The organism is Nemorincola caseinilytica, from assembly GCF_039540515.1.
Taxonomy (GTDB): Bacteria; Bacteroidota; Bacteroidia; order Chitinophagales; family Chitinophagaceae; genus Nemorincola; species Nemorincola caseinilytica.
The window spans coordinates 24,231-41,291 of record NZ_BAABFA010000011.1 but is presented as its reverse complement, the minus strand read 5'-3'; the positions used below and the strand labels follow the sequence as shown (position 1 = coordinate 41,291).

Below are 17,061 nucleotides of genomic sequence, written 5' to 3'. Positions count from 1 at the left end.
TAGTTCATACAGGCCGCTCGGGGAGCGGCCTGTGGCACCTGCCAAGGGCAGGTATGTATATATATTTAGTACCCTACCCTATCAGGCTACGGTCTCTTTGGTCTTTACGAATTCCATGGCCTTATCTACCATGTTCTTTGAGCCTATGAACACCGGCACACGCTGGTGCAGCTCTGTGGGACGAATGTCCAGTATGTTCTCGCCATTGCCGTTCACGGCGCGGCCACCTGCGGCCTCTATGATGAAGGCCATGGGGTTGCATTCGTACTGCAGCCTCAGCTTGCCATTAGGCGCACCCTTGTCGCCGGGGTATATGAAGATACCACCTTTTATAAGTGTGCGGTGCATATCTGCCACCATAGAGCCTATGTAGCGCTGCGAGTAGGGGCGGCCTTCTTCCTTATTGCTCTCCATGCAGTAGCTCAGGTAAGAGAGCATACCATCGTCATACTTCACGCTGTTGCCCTGGTTTATAGAATAGATCTTGCCTTTTTCAGGGCACTTCATATTGGGGTGCGACAGGCAGAACTCGCCTATCGATGGCTCCAGCGTGAAGCCGTTCACGCCCAGGCGTGTGGCATACACCATCATCGTGCTCGATCCGTATATGATATAACCGGCGGCCACCAGGTTGCGGCCCTGCTGCAGAAAATCGGCCTGGGTACAGGGCTTGCCCAGCTCGCTCACGCGGCGGTATATGGCGAATATGGTACCTATAGATGCATTCACATCTATATTGGAAGAGCCATCCAGCGGGTCGAAAAGCACTACATATTTCGAGTTGAACGAGAATGTATCCTCATAAGACATATGGTCGTCGTTCTCTTCCGATGCTATACCTGCACACTCGGTACAGTTCTTCAGTATATTTATAAGGGTGTCGTTCGCATACACGTCCAGCTTCATCTGCTCCTCGCCCTGCACATTGGTAGCGCCATGCTGGCCCAGTATATCTACAAGCCCGGCCTTGCGTACCTGCTTGTTGATGATCTTGCCGGCAAGACCTATATCTCTCAGTAGTGCGGACAGGTCTCCTGTGGCCTGGGGGAATTTCCGTGTTTCCTGGATGGTGAACTCATCCATGGTTATCAATTTGCTCTGCGACATTGCTTTATAATTGTTTTACACCTCCAAAATTACTGCCTTGCCTTCAAAGTACCCGTTTTTTTATAACATGCCACAGCGCCGGCCTTGCATTAGTACATGCATGTATATACATATTAATTAATGAAACTTATAGCTTATAGAACACGGGGATAACCATACTGCCCGGCAAACAGATATTACATGTTCGGAATATCATTATTCATCCTCAGAACCATTTGCATTAACCATTCAATAATACATATGCCTAATTTCCCATTATTTGTTAAGCCATTTAGCACATTTATTTTATCCACATAGAAAATGTACTTAACTTCGTAGAGTAAGCAGAGAATTTCCATTTTTATGCTCAAGAGAAAGATACCGGTCATCTACATGGTCATTACCATCATACTGGGCTGCGTGGCCAGCGTAGTAGCGGTAGGTTACATCAACCGGTCGCCCGTGCGCGATCACCGGTCCACCGTATCGGCCCTGCCCGATACCTCAGAGAACTGCGAGTACAGCTACTCACGGCTGGAAGGGTACAAATATGTACAACCCCTTTACCTGGCCGAACCCAAATGCGAATCGGGCTTCTACATTCCCCTGAAAGGCCAGATGGACGCCATGCTGAACAAGGTGAAGGCCGCAGGAGATATAGAGAACGCATCGGTATACATAAAAGATTTCAGCAGCGATGGCTGGATGGCCTATAATACCGAGGTCGCTTATCATCCCGGCTCGCTCTTCAAGGTCATTACCATGATATCCTTCTTCCGTATGGCCGAGGCGCAGCCCAGCCTGCTGAGCAAGGAAGTGCTCTATCCGAAAAATGCCACTCCCACAGCCACGCAGACCTTCCGCTCGCAAGAGATAAAGCCCGGCACCAGGTACACCATCCGCGATCTCATATACCGCATGATAGTGTACTCCGACAATGATGCTACACTGCTGCTGCACGAGCATATAGATAAGGGCGTGTTCACCAAAGTGTTCTCAGACCTTGGCCTCAAAAGGCCCGCATCCGTACCCGACCCCACCTACCAGCTTTCGGTAAAGGAGTATTCGCGCTTTGTGAGCGTGTTGTATGAGGGTGGCTATCTGTCGCTGCCTGCATCAGAGTCGGCCATATCGCTGCTCTGCGAGTCCGATTTCGCCCAGGGCATTACCAAGCAGTTGCCCCGTGGCCTCACCGTGGCACACAAGTTCGGCGAGGCAGGCGAACCGGGCAAGATGGAGCTGCACGAGTCGGCCATTGTGTACCTCAACGACCGCCCATACCTCATAACCATAATGACAAGGGGCAAGAATTCGCAGAGGCTGGCAGCTATAATGAGCGACCTGTCTAAGCTGGCCTACGATCATATGCTAAAGCGCCAGGCATAACTACTGCATCATCCACACACTGAATAAAGTACACAGCGCCGGCCTGATCAGGCCGGCGCTGTGTATATCAGCAGTAAGGGTAATATTATTGGGTCTTTGCCAGCTCGAAAGATTCGGCCTGGTCCTTACCCTGTATCTTGCCCGAGATAGTGGCTATAAGGGCTGTTTCAGATGTTTTGCGATATACTATCTTCGATGGAAAATCGTGCTCGGGATTCTCGAACACAAAGCTGTCGGCCGCAGCAGTGGTCAGCCTGAAGGGCACCGGCTGGCCGTTGTTCTGGTCCTTTACGGTGGGTATATAATAAATATCCGCACCGCGCATCTCCAGTACCATGGTCTCTGCAAGCATGGTATCCTTGCCTTTTATGAAGCCGCTTTTGCCTGCCATGGTCTCACCTGCTGCGCTCCATATTTCAAATACTATGCCATCAGGCGTCACTTTCTGCCACCAGCCGTTCAGCCATTGCAGGTCTTTCAGGCTGGCTGCGGCCGGGGGCGCATCGGCCTGTACACTGTCTGTTGCTGTTGTGGGCTGCTGCTCGGCGCTACTGCCGCAGGCCATCATCCCCATCACCGATACGGCTGCTATAGCACGCGAAAAGATGTTCATCTTCATTTGTTCTGTCGTTTTTTGGGTGCAAAAATAGCTATGCCGGTCATTGCGCCATTGTACAAATCCGACATAAGAACGGCATTAAGGCCCCCAACGCAGATAACCCAGAATAAGCTATATTGCATTTATTATTAGCGAAATGCGCAAAACCCGGCTACGTTATATCTTTCTTGCAGCAGTTCTGCTCATCGCTGCAGTGATATGGGGTGCAGACCGTGCCGTGGTAAAAGCTACGGCCACCTCCGTGTTCGACGACGTGAAGCTGATACCCCGCAACAGGGTGGGCCTGCTGCTGGGCACCTCCAAATACAAGGACAAGGGCAGGAACAAGGTGAACCTGTACTACCAGAACCGAATAGATGCTGCCGTGGCCCTGTACATGGCCCGCAAGATAGACTACATAATAGTGAGCGGCGACAATAGTACCCTTTACTACAACGAGCCCCTGATGATGAAGCAGGACCTCATAGCCCGCGGCGTACCAGCCAGCCGCATCATAATGGACAATGCAGGCCTGCGCACGCTGGATAGCATACTGCGCTGTCGCGATGTCTTCGGGCAGAGCAGTTTCACCATCATATCGCAGCGCTGGCACAACCAGCGGGCACTATACATAGCCGGCCACAAACGCATACAGGCCGTGGCCTTCAATGCCGAGGACGGCGATATGTATGTAGAAGTGACACTGCGCGAAAAGCTGGCCCGCGTGAAAATGATGCTGGACCTGCTGCTGAACAAACAGGCCAAATACTACGGCGAAAAGATAGAGATATAATAAATCACCCTTTCTGCGCCTGTAATTCAATTATTTTTGTCCCTTAAAATTCACTTATACCATATGAATAGCCGGTTCATAGCCTCATTTGCCTGTATGGCAGCATTGGCATCGTGCAGTGGCACTGCCCAACAGGATAACAAGAAAGAAGATGTGCTGGCCGCACATACCGATACCACGGTAAGCCCCCGCGACGACTTCTTTGCATATGCCCATGGCACCTGGATAAAGAACAACCCCATACCTGCCGACGAAGTGACGTACGGCATAGGCGAGCTGGTAGAGAAAGAGCTGCGCGAAAAGCTGCTGGCCATAAACAACGATGCCGTGAAAAAAGCGGCTAAAAGCGGCAATGAGCAGCTCATAGGCGACTTCTGGTACAGCGCTATGGACACCGTGAACATAGAGCAGCAAGGCATAGCCCCGCTGCGCCCCATACTGGAGGCCATAGCAGGTATAAAAACGCGCGAGGACCTTCTGGCCCAGAGCATGCTGCTGCATACCCGCGGTGTGGGCGTGTTCTTCAGCGGGCATGTGGCGCAAGATGCCAAGAACAGCGATGCGCAGGCATACTATATGGAGCAGGGCGGCCTGGGCCTGCCCAACCGCGACTACTACTTCAATACCAACCCGCGCGCGGCTAAGATACTGGCGCAATACCCCTCTTACCTGAAACAGATGTTCGGCCTGATGGGCAGCGACCCTGCGACCGCCGAGAAGAAGGCCGCTAATGTGCTGCGTATAGAGACCGAACTGGCAAAGGCATCGCGCAAGCTGGAAGACCTGCGCGATCCATACAGGAACTACAATAAGTATGCGATAAAAGACCTGAAGAAACTGACACCCGGCATAGACTGGCCCGTATACCTGCAGAAGCTGGGCGTGCAGCATGTGGACAGCGTGATAGTAGGCCAGCCTGAATTCTACAAAGCCGTGGACAAGATAGTGGCCACTACTGATATGGAAGCCCTGAAAGACTACATGAGCTTTCACCTGGTGAATGAGTATGCCAACTACCTGAGCAAGCCCTTCGTAGATGCCAACTTCGATTTCTACAAAAAGCTCATTCGTGGTGCGCAGGAGCAGCAGGCACGCCCCAAGCGCGCGCTGGAGACCGAGCAGACCCTCATAGGCGAGGTGCTGGGCCAGCTCTTTGTAAAGGAATACTTCAGCGAGAAGGCCAAGGCCCGCTACGAGCAGATAGTAGAGAATGTGCGCAATGCCTATAAGGCCCGCATGGAAAAGCTGGACTGGATGAGCCCCGACACCAAGCAGAGAGCCATACACAAGCTGATGGTGATGACCAAAAAGGTAGGTTACCCCGACAAATGGAAAGACTTCTCATCGCTGAAGATAGACCGCGGCCCATATGCTGCCAATGTGATGCGCGGCGCCGAGTGGTGGTATAACTATAGCATGAACAAGCTGGGCAAACCCGTGGACCGCACCGAGTGGGACATGACGCCACAGACCTACAACGCATATTACAACCCATCGAACAACGAGATAGTGCTGCCCGCGGCCATGATGACCGTACCGGGCTACAAGGACGAAGAGCTGGACGATGCGCTTGTATACGGCTACATGGCAGCATCTACCGTGGGCCACGAGATAACGCATGGCTTCGACGACGAAGGCCGCCAGTTCGATGAGAAGGGCAACCTGAGCGCATGGTGGGTACCTACCGACACTACAGAGTTCAACAAGAGGGCCAATGTGCTGGTACAGCAGTTCAACAAAATGGTGCCCATAGATACCATACACATCAATGGCCGCGCTACACTGGGCGAGAACCTGGCCGACCTTGGCGGTATACTTATAGGCCTGGATGCCTTCAAGCAGACAGAGGCATATAAGAAAGGAGAGAAGATAGCAGGCTATACACCGATGCAGCGCTACTTCCTGGGCTATGCCTTGGGCTGGCAACTGGTGATGCGCCCCGAAGTACTGGCCAACCAGCTGCTGACCGATGTACACTCGCCTGCCAAATACAGGGTGAACGGCCCCTTCCCCAATGTGCCTGAGTTCTACGAGGCCTTCAACATACAGCCCGGCGACAAGATGTACCTTGCCGACAGCCTGCGCGTACATTTGTGGTAAGCCTATAAGCTACAGAGAAAAGCCATAGTATCTACCCCATCGGCATAGTCGGTGAGGGTAGGTACCTGCGCACTGCCAAAGGGTATGAGGCCATGGCCTATTATGGCCTGTATATCGGTACTGCCTTGCAGCTCCTGCACCAGTTGTTCCCTATCGGTATAGTGCCTGTAGTGCAGCACACTCACTGCAGAGAACGGCAATTCGTTCTCTACCATCAGCAGTGCCGGGGTGCTCATATAGGGTACCCTGTTCAGCAGGTACAGGGCCAGGTGGTAGTCATAATTGTTCTTGTATTTGTTCAGGTCGGCATAGTGGTCGTACCGGGCAAAGATGCGCAGCAGCCGCTCGAAGTCGTAGCCGTGCGGCACACATACCTGTGTCACATTGCGGCAGCCCAGGCCATAGTACAGGTACACATCATCGGCCAGCGCGACCAGTTCCTTATCCGTTTCGCTGCCATCCAGTATGGCCACCGATGTCCTGTTCTGCCTTATGATATGCGGATACTTCCCGAAATACTGTTCGAAGTAGCGTGCCGTATTATTGCTGCCTGTGGCTATATAGGCATCGCAGCCGTTCAGCCTTTCTGCCACAGTTATGCACTCCGCTACCAGGGACTCCTGTGTCACCATACGGTGCAGCAGGTGGCGCATCAGCACTTCGTCCTTGGTCGATAGTTTCAGCATCAGCCTGTGCCCGCTCATAAAGCCGCACAGCATATCATGAAACCCCACCAGCGGTATGTTACCCGCCATCACTATACCCACAGTGCACGCCTCGGCGGGCAGTTTGTACTGCCCTACCCATGCGGGCAGCTTGCCGGGCGCCAGGTATTGGCGGGCTATGCTTTCCACTGCATGGGCTATATGCTCTGCGGTGAACCATGCGTTCCTGTGGCCGGCCATTTGCATGGCCTCCTGCCAGGCGGGCTCATCGCTCAGCATATATCGCCCCATATCCTCCATCAGTTCTATGCGTCTTTGCAGTGTCAGCACTTGTTCCATTCTATGTATAAGTTTCAGAGTGCGAAGTTGCGATCTTTTCTGCAAATATGTCCCTGTTGGGGTGACGCATATGGCAGCGGTCTTCGCCCGCATTATGCAGTTATTACTATTTACTATGCATGGTCTTCTATCGTATTTGGCAGTGAAGTTGTAACTTAGCAGCCAAATACGTTAACTGATCACGACCTGATATGGCTATAAAGATAACCGACGAATGCATCAACTGCGGGGCCTGCGAACCCGAATGTCCTAATAATGCTATCTATGAAGGTGGCGTGGAGTGGGCCATTGCCGATGGCACCTCGGTAAAAGGCGCTTTCGTTCTTATGGACGGCTCTACTACCGATGCCAACACCCGCCACGAGCCCCTTGCCGTAGATACCTACTACATCACTGCCAATAAGTGTACCGAGTGCCAAGGCTTCCACGAAGAGCCCCAGTGCGCCGCCGTTTGCCCCGTAGACTGCTGTGTACCCGACGAGATGTACCGCGAAACAGTAGATGAGCTGCTGGCAAAAAAAGATAAGATGCACCTTTAAGACAGGCACTCTGCAATATTCAAGAGGCTGTTCCGGCTACCATGTGGTAGGCAGAACAGCCTCTTCTCTTTCCGGGTGCTCCCGGCATACTTTATGGTTTCTTGGGCATGCCTGTTTTCTTCCAGCCCGTTTTGCTCTCATCGGGCATTTTGCCTGCCTCTTCCATAGCGGTAGCTATCTCTTCCAGGAAGGCAGGGCCCCATTTGCAGTTATATATCTGCTTCTTGCCTTTCTTGTAGTTGATGACCATGTTCAGGCCCGGCAGGTCGGGTATGCGGTTCTCGTACATTTCGCTGCAGGTATCTACCCTGTAGGTCTTGAAGAGGGTTATTATCTCGCCTGCCTTCTGCTTGCCTATGTTCTTTTTGAAGATGCCTGTATCCTGCACGAACATCCTGCCCGTATAGGTGGCCGTACCATCTTTGTTTATCTCTACTATATAGTCGGGGCACTTGCCAAAGCATACGGTACGGTGTATGCTCACCGATACTATCTCTTTCGATGTGGCCTGTTTTTTCTTCTTTTTAACGGTCTTCGCATGTACTCCTGCCACGGCAGCAAGCATCAAAATAAGCAGGGTGAGTTTCTTCATTTTATTTAATTTACGCGTGCCAAAGATAATAGTATCGGGCGATATAGACCAGAATGATACATGCACCCTGCCACTGAGAATGAAGAACTTTTCTACCTGCTTGCCCTTAGCTTCATACCCGGCGTAGGCGTAAGGACCGGCAGGGCGCTGCTGGCACGCTTCGGAAGTGCCAAAGCCGTTTTCTCTGCCCCGCTGAAAGAACTGACCACCATAGACGGTGTATCTGATGCCAGGGCCAAAGCCTTTCGCGAGCCGGACATATTGCAAAAGGCCGGGGCCGAGCTGGACTTCATCCTGAAGAACAATGTAAAAGTATACAGCATAGAGGCCGAAGGCTACCCCACCCGCCTGGCCGCCTGTGCCGACGCACCCCTGCTGCTTTTTTGCAAGGGCACTGCAAGGCCCGAGGCAAAGAAGACCGTGGCCATAGTAGGCACCCGCAAGAACACCGATTATGGCCAGAAGCTGTGCGAAGAACTGGTAGACGGCCTGCGCCAGCTCGATGACCTGCTGGTAGTAAGTGGCCTGGCACTGGGCATAGATGCCATAGCGCACAAGAAATGTGTGCAGGCGGGTATACCCACCATAGGCGTACTGGGCCATGGGGTAGATACGATATATCCGCCATCGAACAAGAACCTGGCCGCGCAGATGATGGAGAACGGCGGCATACTATCCGAGTTCCCCTCCGGCACTGCGCTGGACAGGGGCAACTTTCCCATGCGCAACCGCATAGTGGCCGGCATGTGCGATGTAACGGTCATAGTAGAGAGTCATGCATCGGGCGGGGCGCTCATCACAGCCTCGCTGGCAGCAGGTTACAACCGCGAGGTGGCGGCCTTCCCGGGCCGTGTCACCGATAGCCGCAGTGCGGGTTGCAATGCACTCATTCGCTCCAATATGGCCGCCATGATCACCAATACCGAAGACCTGCTGCAGCTCATGAACTGGGACGGGCAAATGAAGGCGCGCGCTGTGCAGCCGCAACTGTTTCTGCACCTGACCCCCGAAGAGCAGAAGATAGTAGACCTGCTGCAGGCCCGCGAAAATGCCCATGTAGATGAGCTATCCTACCACACAGGCATGCCTACCGCCATGCTGGCCGGTACGCTGCTGCAACTGGAACTGCAAGGCGTAATAAAAGCCTTGCCCGGCAAATACTACCGAATATATTGATGATAGAAGAACACCTTCAAAACTTACCTCCTCTCCTCGGGGGAGCCTGCCTGCCGGTAGGCAGAGCCGGCGAGGGGCTATACAAAAAGAAGAACAATGCCGTGAAGATGGAGTAGAACAATACCCCTTGTTGGCGGGCAAGCATGGTCTCGGTGAAGAAGGTGATGACGATGATGAACAGCAGGTATAGATACAGCCTGTTGCCCGCGGCCACTGCCCTGCGCAGGTGTATGATAAGGGTGATGACCAGAACCAATATACCCGGTATACCAAAAGAGAGCCAGTGAGAGAGGTACTGGTTGTGCGGATCGAAGTAACCCACCCAGTAGCCACTGTACAGCGAATGGAAAAAGTACCGCAGATGCAGGGCTTCAAGCAACCTGCCCGGCCCTATGCCCGTAAGCCAGTAATGCTTCAGCAAGGTCACATCGGTATTCCATATCAGGCGGCGCATGTGTACCGAGTTCTGTATCAGGTCGTCCTCCGTATTTTCACCGAACAGGCCCAGCATTTCGCCGGCACGCTGCCGTACAAAGGGGATAAAGGCACATGCCGCCCCTACCACACCCGCCAGCACCGCGCCCGGCACTGCAAAACGCCGCAACTGTCCCCGCCGCTCGTACAGGAAATGTATGGCTATGATACCCAGCGCTATGATAGGCGACTTGGCGAACAGCGACAGCAGGAACAGCAGCAGGGTATATATGGTCACGTTCTTCAGCATGGCCTGCCTTTTAGAAGCAGGCTCCCACATGATGCCCGTGATGCATATGGCAAAACCAAGATATACACCCATATATGTAGGGTGTATGCCGGTGAAGTTCTCAAAGATGTTGCGGAGCTCTACATGCGACATAGGCACTTTACCACCATTCACTATGAAATGATGGTAGAAAAAATCGGCTATGCCCATAGCGCTCACTATGATGCAGCCATATACGAAGTACCGCAGCTGCCCTGCTATGAGCTGCCTGAAGTACTGCGACATAATGGCGAACACGAACGGCATGAGCAGGAAGGACAGCATACGCTCGCACAGCGAAAAAGCCTCTCGCCTGTGCGAGGCGGGCGTTATAAGAGCCGCACCTATATACAGCAGGAAACTGCTACCCAGCGCAAGGGCCGCTATGAAGTTTTGCCTAGGCGGCCATTCCTTTCTTCCCAGCGTACGGAACACGAAGTATACACAGGCGCCTACCGATGCCAGCACCTGCAGCCTGTCTGGCAGAAAGATGCACATTACCAGCAGCCTGGCCACAACTATGTCGGTTCTCAGCAAAGCGCGCATGCAGCAGTATCGCGAAAGGGGTGTAAAGTAACAAAAAGAAAGCAGCCTGCAGGTACATCATCAGAAATCGGTACCCAGGGCAAAGTGCCACATGGGTATTTTGCCTTCTTCTACATCCCACGCACAGTCTACCCGCAGGAAATAGCCGAAGAGCAATGTACGCATACCTATACCATATCCCGCAGCTACATTGTTGGTCTCTACAAGGGTCATCTTTATGGGTGTCTTACTGGTAGGCATCAAAGGAAGCCTGTATTCATAATCCTTATCCTTTGGCAGGAAGCCGGTCCATCCATAGCCCACATCCACAAAGCCTACGGCCTGAAGGTTCTTCAATATGGCCGACCGTACCGGGCGCTTCACAAAGGTGGTCACTAATGGCAGGCGCAGCTCATTGGACAGTACAGAGAAGTTGTTGCCTACACGCGCATATTGCTTGTACCCGCGCAGCGATGTGGCCAGCATCTGGAACCCATATTCGGGGCCTGCTCCCTGCAGCGATTTCGGGCCTGCCTTGGGGCTCAGCCAGTTGTCCACGCCACCTACCAGGTATTGCACTTTCTTGGTACCGTCAGAGTGTGCATAGGCCAGCCTTGTGGCCAGTATGAAGTGCTTATGCAGCCGCTGGTAGTTCCTCACATCCAGGCCTATGTTGTAACAGTAGTTACCGGTATTCCTCAGGTCGCTCATATACTCGGCATATACTTTGTACCGGGTACCATACAGTATGTTCATCGTGGGGCTTATCGTATTGTCGAACACGAACTCCAGCCTGTTGAAGGACGACACGGGCCCGTTATTGGATATCGGGTCTATGATCAGGCTCAGTGTATCGGTTATCTTCTGCACCATCTTATCGTGCCTCACCCCTGTATGGAAGCGCACGCTCTTCAGCCGGTCTATGGGATAGCTCAGGTCGAACTGTGCCATATCCGATGTGCTTTTGAAAAGCTGCTCCTTCACGAACAGCACATTGCCGGCCTGGTCGGTATAGCCCACTCCCAGGCTCTCTTTCTGCTGCCTGCGAAACACGAAAAAGCCCCAGTCCCAGCGATTGGTAAAATTCTGGTACTGCACAAAATAGGCCGAGTATGGAGACTGCAGCGGCAGCTGGAAACCGCCCGTTATCCTGTGGTTCTCGAACAGCTCATTCAGGTTTATCATAGACAAGGCCCCCAATGTAGGATTGGCGAAACGGCCACCATTGGCATCGGTAGACTGGTACTGATTGAACAGTATGCTATTATCCAGCTTCACAGACAGGTAGTCGGGTTTGAAACAGCCGCGGTAGGGTGCGGGCTTCATCTTCAGGTAGGCGCTATCCGTCATCACTGTCAGCACAGAGCTATCGGCGGCCACTATGCCATTATCCACCTCGTTCTCCTCGCTCGCTATTGCCGCCTTGTTGCGCTGTCTTGGCTTGGGTCTTGGCTGGTCCTCATTATCCGAAAATTCCGACTGGAACGCATTACCTCCCTTTATCTCGGGCTTGGGTGGTTCAGGCGCATCGTCCTGCCATGCTCCGGCAGGCGTTGCTGCCGCTGTGGTATCTCCCATTGCCGCAGGCGCTGCAGGCTCCGTTCTGTCCTCCGACAGTATGGTGGGCCGCAGCACCTTCACATTGCTGTCATTGGTAGGCATCTTCCTTTCGTGGAAGTATGCCACATATTTTTTGCCCTGCAGCACCACATCGGCCACATTACCTGTCAGGTAGCTGTACTGGTGATTCAGTATGCTGGTAGCATAGTTGGTCACCGGGCGCACAAAGAGCGAGTCACTGCCATCATCCTTATGCTTGTGTATCACCACATAGCGGTTGTTCACACCATTACTGTCGTGCAGGTAGGCAAAGGCATCATCGCCATATTGTATGGGCTGCGATACAAAGCCCTTTTGCAGATAGGTACACTGTACCATCTCTCCACCCTTGCGCGGATCGTAGAAGAACATATTGAGCGGCCCTACGGGCAGCTCGTTCACCTGCTGCTGCACCTTCAAATTGGGGCGCGGCCTGTTCGATACGAAGAGTATTCCGTTGTACTCGGGGCTGATAACGTATTCGGGAGACAGGTCGTCCCATACGTCATCGGTTATGTTCACCATCTTCGATCCCTTTATGGTGAACTGGTACAGGTCGGTCTGGCTCTTTTTTATGGCAGAGAACAGCAACGTACCATCATCTCCCGCAAATGACATGGACAGCAACCTGTCGAAACGTTTCTTGGGTATCACATAGTTCTCTACACGCCCCTTTGTATTGTTGTATACCCGCAACTGGGGCACATCCTTTCTCATATACAGCACGGCCAGCCTGCTGCCTGTCTTAGACCATGCCAGCATAGGGTAGTTAGGATCCACCTGGTCGGCAAAATCCTTTTGCCCGCCCTCTACCAGCACGGTGGCATCGCCCTCATCGCTGCCCGACTTTTGCAGCATCACCTTGTATTGTCCGTTCTTCCACATCACAAAGGCCACATTGGTGCCATCTGGCGATACGCGAATGTTGCGCAGCACGCTCTTGTCCTTCGGTACCTTCAGCGTCAGTATGCCACTGGTGCTATCGGGCCTTTCCTGGTGCAGTTCGTCCGAGCGGTACACTACCTTGTAGTAGTTGATGCACGAGTCGTAGGCCTTTGTCACCTTCATGTTCAGGTTGCGCCTTTCCTTGGTGGCCTTGTTCAGGTTGCCTGTCGATTGTATGTCGTACAGCAGTGTCTTTACCTTGCCGGGCCCATACTGGTTGGCTATGAACTTCCAGAACGCCTTGCCGGCCAGTTCCGGATGGTCCTCGGCCAGCTCGTAAAAGCCTTTGCCGGGGTTTGCTTCCAGTACACCCTTCCACATGCTGTTGCTCTTCTGGTCCCAGCCATCTACCAGGTAGGCTATATAGCCATCGCTCACCCATGCCGGCAGGTTCATGGTCAGCGAGTTCTTCACTTTTTTCTTCACGTTCTCGCCGAACAGCATGCGCTGCATCACCACCAGCGACATACCGGAACGTATCTGCCGCCGCAGGTCAGAGTGCTCGCCGGTGAAGTATAGTACCAGCTTGTCGTCCACTATCTTCAGCGATCCCGCCCGCATATTGCCCGTTGTGGGCGACTGGTCCTTCAGACCTATGTTCGTCTGGCGGTAGTCGTCATAGTCGTTATACAGTATGATATTGAACCGTTGGGGGAACTGGCTGCCCAGGCGCCGTTCCACCACGCCCATATCGTATTCGGCCTCCTCGGCCACATAGCGGCCCAGTTGCACCCCCATCTTGTCGTAGTGGTATATACGGAAATGCTTCGTATCGAAGAATTTCCAGCTGAATTTGCGCTCCTGTACCCTGTTCTGCCCGAAGATCTCTATGTTCGACTGCGCTGCTGCCCGCTCTGTCATTCCACAAACGCATATAGCTGCCAATAGTGGCAGCAAACGTCCCCGCAGCAACTTTCTTATCGTCATCTAATTCCCTTCTTTTACTGATAAGGCAGGTATGTCCGCTCCGCCACCCGGATAGGGTGAGCGGGTTTCGCTACATTTGCTCTACAAATTACACAAATTAAAGCTATCCGGTATGTTAAATGTCCATTTTTTCACGTTCAACGCCTTTTCCGAGAACACCTACATCATCAGCGATCACAAGAAAGACTGCTGGATAGTAGACCCCGGCATGTATGAACAACGGGAAACGGACGAATTTATTTCATTCATCGAGAAACAGCAGCTACGCCCCAGGGGCATCATCAATACCCATGCCCACCTCGATCATATCTTTGGCGTAAATGCCCTCAAGGAGCGGTACAACATACCCTTCGGCATACACCGGCAGGAACTGCCTGTGCTGCAAAGAGGGGCCGATACGGCAGCCATGTTCGGCATGCAGCTTTCTGGCGTGCCTGTAGCCGATAACTACATACCCCACGGCATACCCCTGCAACTGGGCGACGATACCATAGAGGTACTGCTCACGCCCGGCCATTCGCCCGGCAGCATATCATTCTACTACGCACCCGGCAACTGGGTGATAGCCGGCGATGTGCTCTTCAACGGCAGCATAGGCCGCACCGACCTGCCGGGGGGCAATTTCGATACCCTCATATCGTCCATACGCACACAGCTTTTTCCACTGCCCGATGGCACGGTGGTACTCTCTGGTCACGGCCCTGCCACTACCATAGGCGATGAGAAGGCCGACAACCCCTTCCTGAGCTGATACTGTAGTTATTCCACCTCTTCTTCCTGCTCCTCTTCCATGTCGCCCTGCTTGACGGGGCCATACATGGGATCGGTATGGTATTCGGGTGTGAAAACAGGCGCGCTGAACCATATTGCCGCAAAGGCCACCACTCCCGTTATTACCGAGAACAGCCGCAACCTCTTTTCGCCTATGAAAAGCGATGCCAGGGTACTGAAGATCACCAGGTAAAAGAACTTGTCGTACAGGGGATTGATGCCTGCCATATCGGCTTTGGTCATAACGCCGCTATGCAGCATGTAGAGGTCTACACCTATTCGCAGCAGTACGATGGCGTGCAGTAGTACGGGTATGATGCGGTAAAGGTCCATTTGTGCCGGTGGGGAAAGGTACAGCATTTTTGCGGCTCCATTCTCTTACACAGGCGTGGCGAAAAAGAAAGGCCCCGCTATGTGCGGGGCCTGTTCTATGTTCTCTTTTCTGGTTCGTTTTATGCCATTGCCTTGCCGGCGGGTGCATCCTTGCGCTCCCCTATCTGCTGGCGCCACATGGCATAGTAAAGTCCTTTTTCTTCCAGCAGGGTCTCATGCGATCCCGTCTCTACCACATTGCCTTTCTCCAGTACATATATTCTGTCGGCATGCATGATGGTAGACAACCTGTGGGCTATCATGATGGTGATGTGCTGCCGTTTGGATGTAATATTGCGTATGGTCTGCGATATCTCGTCCTCCGTCAGCGAATCCAGCGCAGAGGTGGCCTCGTCGAATATCATCATCCGTGGGCTGCGCAGCAGTGCGCGCGCTATAGATATACGCTGGCGTTCCCCGCCCGATAGCTTCAGGCCACCCTCTCCTATCATGGTGTCTATACCCTTCTCGGCGCGTACCAGCAGGTTCTGGCAGGCGGCCTGCTGCAGCACTGCATTTATCTGCTCATATGTGGCAGTAGGGTTCACAAAGAGCATGTTCTCCTTTATGGTGCCCGAGAACAGTTGCGGGTCCTGTGTCACCAGTCCCATCTGCCTGCGCAGTTCCTCATAGTCTATGTCCGATTGCTTGTGCCCGTTATACACTATGCTGCCCTTATGCGGCTGGTACAGGCCTACCAGCAGTTTCACCAGTGTGGTCTTGCCACTGCCCGATGGCCCTACAAAGGCCACGGTCTCTCCCGTGCGCACATCGAACGATATGCCATCCAGCGCGGGGCGTGTAGCGCTGCTGTGCTTGAAGGTCACGTTATCGAAACGGATGTTCTCTATATCGTTTATCGCTTCCGGCTTCACGGGTACATACTCCACGGGCTTCTTCAGCAGTTCCTGCATATTGTTCAGCGATGCCTCTGCCTCGCGGTAAGAGAGTATCACATTGCCTATCTCCTGCATGGGGCCGAAAATGAAGAACGAATAAAAGATAAGAGTAAGGTACTGCCCTGCCGATATGGTGCCTTTGTAAATGAAGAACAGCAGGCACATGATAATAGCCTGGCGCAGCAGGTTCACAAAGGTGCCCTGCACAAAGGATATGGCGCGTATGCTGCGAACCTTCTTCAGTTCCAGTGTCAGTATCTTGATGGTGGTGGCATTGAGGCGCCTTATCTCCTGGTGGGTAAGGCCCAGGCTCTTCACCAGCTCTATATTGCGCAGCGATTCCGTGGTCGATCCCGCCAGTGCATTCGTCTCCTTCACTATCGTCTTCTGCACGGTCTTTATACGCTTGCTCAACGCATTGGTAAGGAGGGCAAGCACTATGGCGCCACCTACATATATAACGGGCAGCAGGGGGCTAAGGGCAAAAGCATATACTATAACGAACACTATACCTATGATGGTAGGCAGCAGCACGTTGAAGAACGCCTGTATGAACTTCTCACAGTCGGTACGCACCTTCTGCAGTATGTTCAGCGTCTGGCCGCTGCTCTGGTCCTCAAAGTCCTGGTAGGGCAGGCGCAGGGCATGGCGCAGGCCGTCGGTATACAATTGCGCGCCATACTTCTGTATCACCACGTTCACCACATAATCCTGGAAGTTCTTGGCTATACGCGATACCATGGCCACACCTATCAGCGCGCCTATCAGCCCCAGCGCGCCGCGCATATATGCGCCAAGGTCGCGCTGCAGCAGGCCGTCCTTATCGTAGGAGAGGGGATGGTTCACATAGCGGTCCAGCAGCTTACCTGCTATCAGGGGATCCAGCAGGGAAAAGCTCTGGTTGATGGCGGCCAGCGCTATGGCCAGCACTATCATCATCCTGTACCTCGACAGGTACTGCATCAGTAATTTCATAGCCGCAAAGGTAATGCGTGTATGTACTTATT

At 53.1% G+C, this 17,061-nt stretch carries 14 protein-coding genes; 6 read left to right on the top strand and 8 right to left on the bottom strand.

The features are described from left to right. Nucleotides 1-81: 81 nt before the first annotated feature. The gene (fbp, locus tag ABD843_RS09430; protein ID WP_345082045.1) at nucleotides 82-1,107 is read right to left on the bottom strand and encodes a class 1 fructose-bisphosphatase; all 1,026 of its coding nucleotides are present in this window, start codon (nucleotides 1,105-1,107) and stop codon (nucleotides 82-84) included. A 342-nt stretch (nucleotides 1,108-1,449) separates the two neighbouring features. On the opposite strand from fbp, the gene ABD843_RS09425 reads away from it, so the two are divergent. Further along, nucleotides 1,450-2,472, top strand: coding sequence for a serine hydrolase (locus tag ABD843_RS09425; RefSeq protein WP_345082042.1), 1,023 nt, complete (start codon nucleotides 1,450-1,452; stop codon nucleotides 2,470-2,472). 85 nt (nucleotides 2,473-2,557) lie between these two features. Here ABD843_RS09425 and ABD843_RS09420 read toward each other — a convergent pair whose 3' ends face one another. Next, nucleotides 2,558-3,091: a DUF6265 family protein gene (locus ABD843_RS09420; protein WP_345082039.1), complete on the bottom strand. Its 534-nt coding sequence runs from the start codon at nucleotides 3,089-3,091 to the stop codon at nucleotides 2,558-2,560. Nucleotides 3,092-3,227: 136 nt separating this feature from the next. On the opposite strand from ABD843_RS09420, the gene ABD843_RS09415 reads away from it, so the two are divergent. Next, on the top strand, nucleotides 3,228-3,863 hold the full coding sequence (locus ABD843_RS09415; RefSeq protein WP_345082036.1) for a SanA/YdcF family protein: 636 nt from the start codon (nucleotides 3,228-3,230) through the stop codon (nucleotides 3,861-3,863). A 63-nt stretch (nucleotides 3,864-3,926) separates the two neighbouring features. Then, nucleotides 3,927-5,963: a M13 family metallopeptidase gene (locus ABD843_RS09410; RefSeq protein ID WP_345082033.1), complete on the top strand. Its 2,037-nt coding sequence runs from the start codon at nucleotides 3,927-3,929 to the stop codon at nucleotides 5,961-5,963. A gap of 2 nt (nucleotides 5,964-5,965) precedes the next feature. Here ABD843_RS09410 and ABD843_RS09405 read toward each other — a convergent pair whose 3' ends face one another. Further along, on the bottom strand, nucleotides 5,966-6,967 hold the full coding sequence (locus ABD843_RS09405) for an acyl-CoA reductase (RefSeq protein ID WP_345082030.1): 1,002 nt from the start codon (nucleotides 6,965-6,967) through the stop codon (nucleotides 5,966-5,968). 191 nt (nucleotides 6,968-7,158) lie between these two features. On the opposite strand from ABD843_RS09405, the gene ABD843_RS09400 reads away from it, so the two are divergent. Then, a complete protein-coding gene (locus ABD843_RS09400; RefSeq protein ID WP_345082027.1) occupies nucleotides 7,159-7,506 on the top strand; it encodes a 4Fe-4S dicluster domain-containing protein in 348 nt (115 codons plus the stop codon). Between the two features lie 91 nt (nucleotides 7,507-7,597). Here ABD843_RS09400 and ABD843_RS09395 read toward each other — a convergent pair whose 3' ends face one another. Next, nucleotides 7,598-8,098, bottom strand: a complete 501-nt coding sequence (locus ABD843_RS09395; protein ID WP_345082024.1) for a DUF6438 domain-containing protein — start codon at nucleotides 8,096-8,098, stop codon at nucleotides 7,598-7,600. A gap of 60 nt (nucleotides 8,099-8,158) precedes the next feature. Here ABD843_RS09395 and dprA point away from each other — a divergent pair, with 60 nt between their 5' ends. Further along, nucleotides 8,159-9,274, top strand: coding sequence for a DNA-processing protein DprA (gene dprA, locus ABD843_RS09390; protein ID WP_345082021.1), 1,116 nt, complete (start codon nucleotides 8,159-8,161; stop codon nucleotides 9,272-9,274). A gap of 16 nt (nucleotides 9,275-9,290) precedes the next feature. On the opposite strand, the gene ABD843_RS09385 is transcribed toward dprA, so the two are convergent. Together ABD843_RS09385 and ABD843_RS09380 are read right to left on the bottom strand one after the other, a co-directional pair. Then, entirely contained in the window at nucleotides 9,291-10,553 is a 1,263-nt protein-coding gene (locus ABD843_RS09385) for an O-antigen ligase family protein (protein ID WP_345082018.1), read from the bottom strand. Nucleotides 10,554-10,622: 69 nt separating this feature from the next. Next, on the bottom strand, nucleotides 10,623-14,012 hold the full coding sequence (locus ABD843_RS09380; RefSeq protein WP_345082015.1) for a BamA/TamA family outer membrane protein: 3,390 nt from the start codon (nucleotides 14,010-14,012) through the stop codon (nucleotides 10,623-10,625). A 112-nt stretch (nucleotides 14,013-14,124) separates the two neighbouring features. Here ABD843_RS09380 and ABD843_RS09375 point away from each other — a divergent pair, with 112 nt between their 5' ends. Further along, nucleotides 14,125-14,763, top strand: a complete 639-nt coding sequence (locus tag ABD843_RS09375; protein ID WP_345082013.1) for an MBL fold metallo-hydrolase — start codon at nucleotides 14,125-14,127, stop codon at nucleotides 14,761-14,763. An 8-nt stretch (nucleotides 14,764-14,771) separates the two neighbouring features. Here ABD843_RS09375 and ABD843_RS09370 read toward each other — a convergent pair whose 3' ends face one another. Beyond that, nucleotides 14,772-15,143, bottom strand: a complete 372-nt coding sequence (locus ABD843_RS09370; protein WP_345082011.1) for a hypothetical protein — start codon at nucleotides 15,141-15,143, stop codon at nucleotides 14,772-14,774. Between the two features lie 92 nt (nucleotides 15,144-15,235). Then, complete coding sequence (locus tag ABD843_RS09365; protein WP_345082008.1) at nucleotides 15,236-17,029, bottom strand: ABC transporter ATP-binding protein; 1,794 nt, start codon at nucleotides 17,027-17,029, stop codon at nucleotides 15,236-15,238. Nucleotides 17,030-17,061: the final 32 nt, after the last annotated feature.

Excerpts from the sequence above, each read along its gene's own strand:
- ABD843_RS09410 (WP_345082033.1), top strand. The coding sequence starts at position 3,927 with ATGAATAGCCGGTTCATAGCCTCATTTGCCTGTATGGCAGCATTGGCA.
- ABD843_RS09380 (WP_345082015.1), bottom strand. The coding sequence starts at position 14,012 with ATGACGATAAGAAAGTTGCTGCGGGGACGTTTGCTGCCACTATTGGCA.
- ABD843_RS09420 (WP_345082039.1), bottom strand. The coding sequence starts at position 3,091 with ATGAAGATGAACATCTTTTCGCGTGCTATAGCAGCCGTATCGGTGATG.
- ABD843_RS09375 (WP_345082013.1), top strand. The coding sequence starts at position 14,125 with ATGTTAAATGTCCATTTTTTCACGTTCAACGCCTTTTCCGAGAACACC.
- dprA (WP_345082021.1), top strand. The coding sequence starts at position 8,159 with ATGCACCCTGCCACTGAGAATGAAGAACTTTTCTACCTGCTTGCCCTT.
- ABD843_RS09365 (WP_345082008.1), bottom strand. The coding sequence starts at position 17,029 with ATGAAATTACTGATGCAGTACCTGTCGAGGTACAGGATGATGATAGTG.
- ABD843_RS09415 (WP_345082036.1), top strand. The coding sequence starts at position 3,228 with ATGCGCAAAACCCGGCTACGTTATATCTTTCTTGCAGCAGTTCTGCTC.
- fbp (WP_345082045.1), bottom strand. The coding sequence starts at position 1,107 with ATGTCGCAGAGCAAATTGATAACCATGGATGAGTTCACCATCCAGGAA.
- ABD843_RS09395 (WP_345082024.1), bottom strand. The coding sequence starts at position 8,098 with ATGAAGAAACTCACCCTGCTTATTTTGATGCTTGCTGCCGTGGCAGGA.
- ABD843_RS09425 (WP_345082042.1), top strand. The coding sequence starts at position 1,450 with ATGCTCAAGAGAAAGATACCGGTCATCTACATGGTCATTACCATCATA.
- ABD843_RS09370 (WP_345082011.1), bottom strand. The coding sequence starts at position 15,143 with ATGCTGTACCTTTCCCCACCGGCACAAATGGACCTTTACCGCATCATA.
- ABD843_RS09405 (WP_345082030.1), bottom strand. The coding sequence starts at position 6,967 with ATGGAACAAGTGCTGACACTGCAAAGACGCATAGAACTGATGGAGGAT.
- ABD843_RS09400 (WP_345082027.1), top strand. The coding sequence starts at position 7,159 with ATGGCTATAAAGATAACCGACGAATGCATCAACTGCGGGGCCTGCGAA.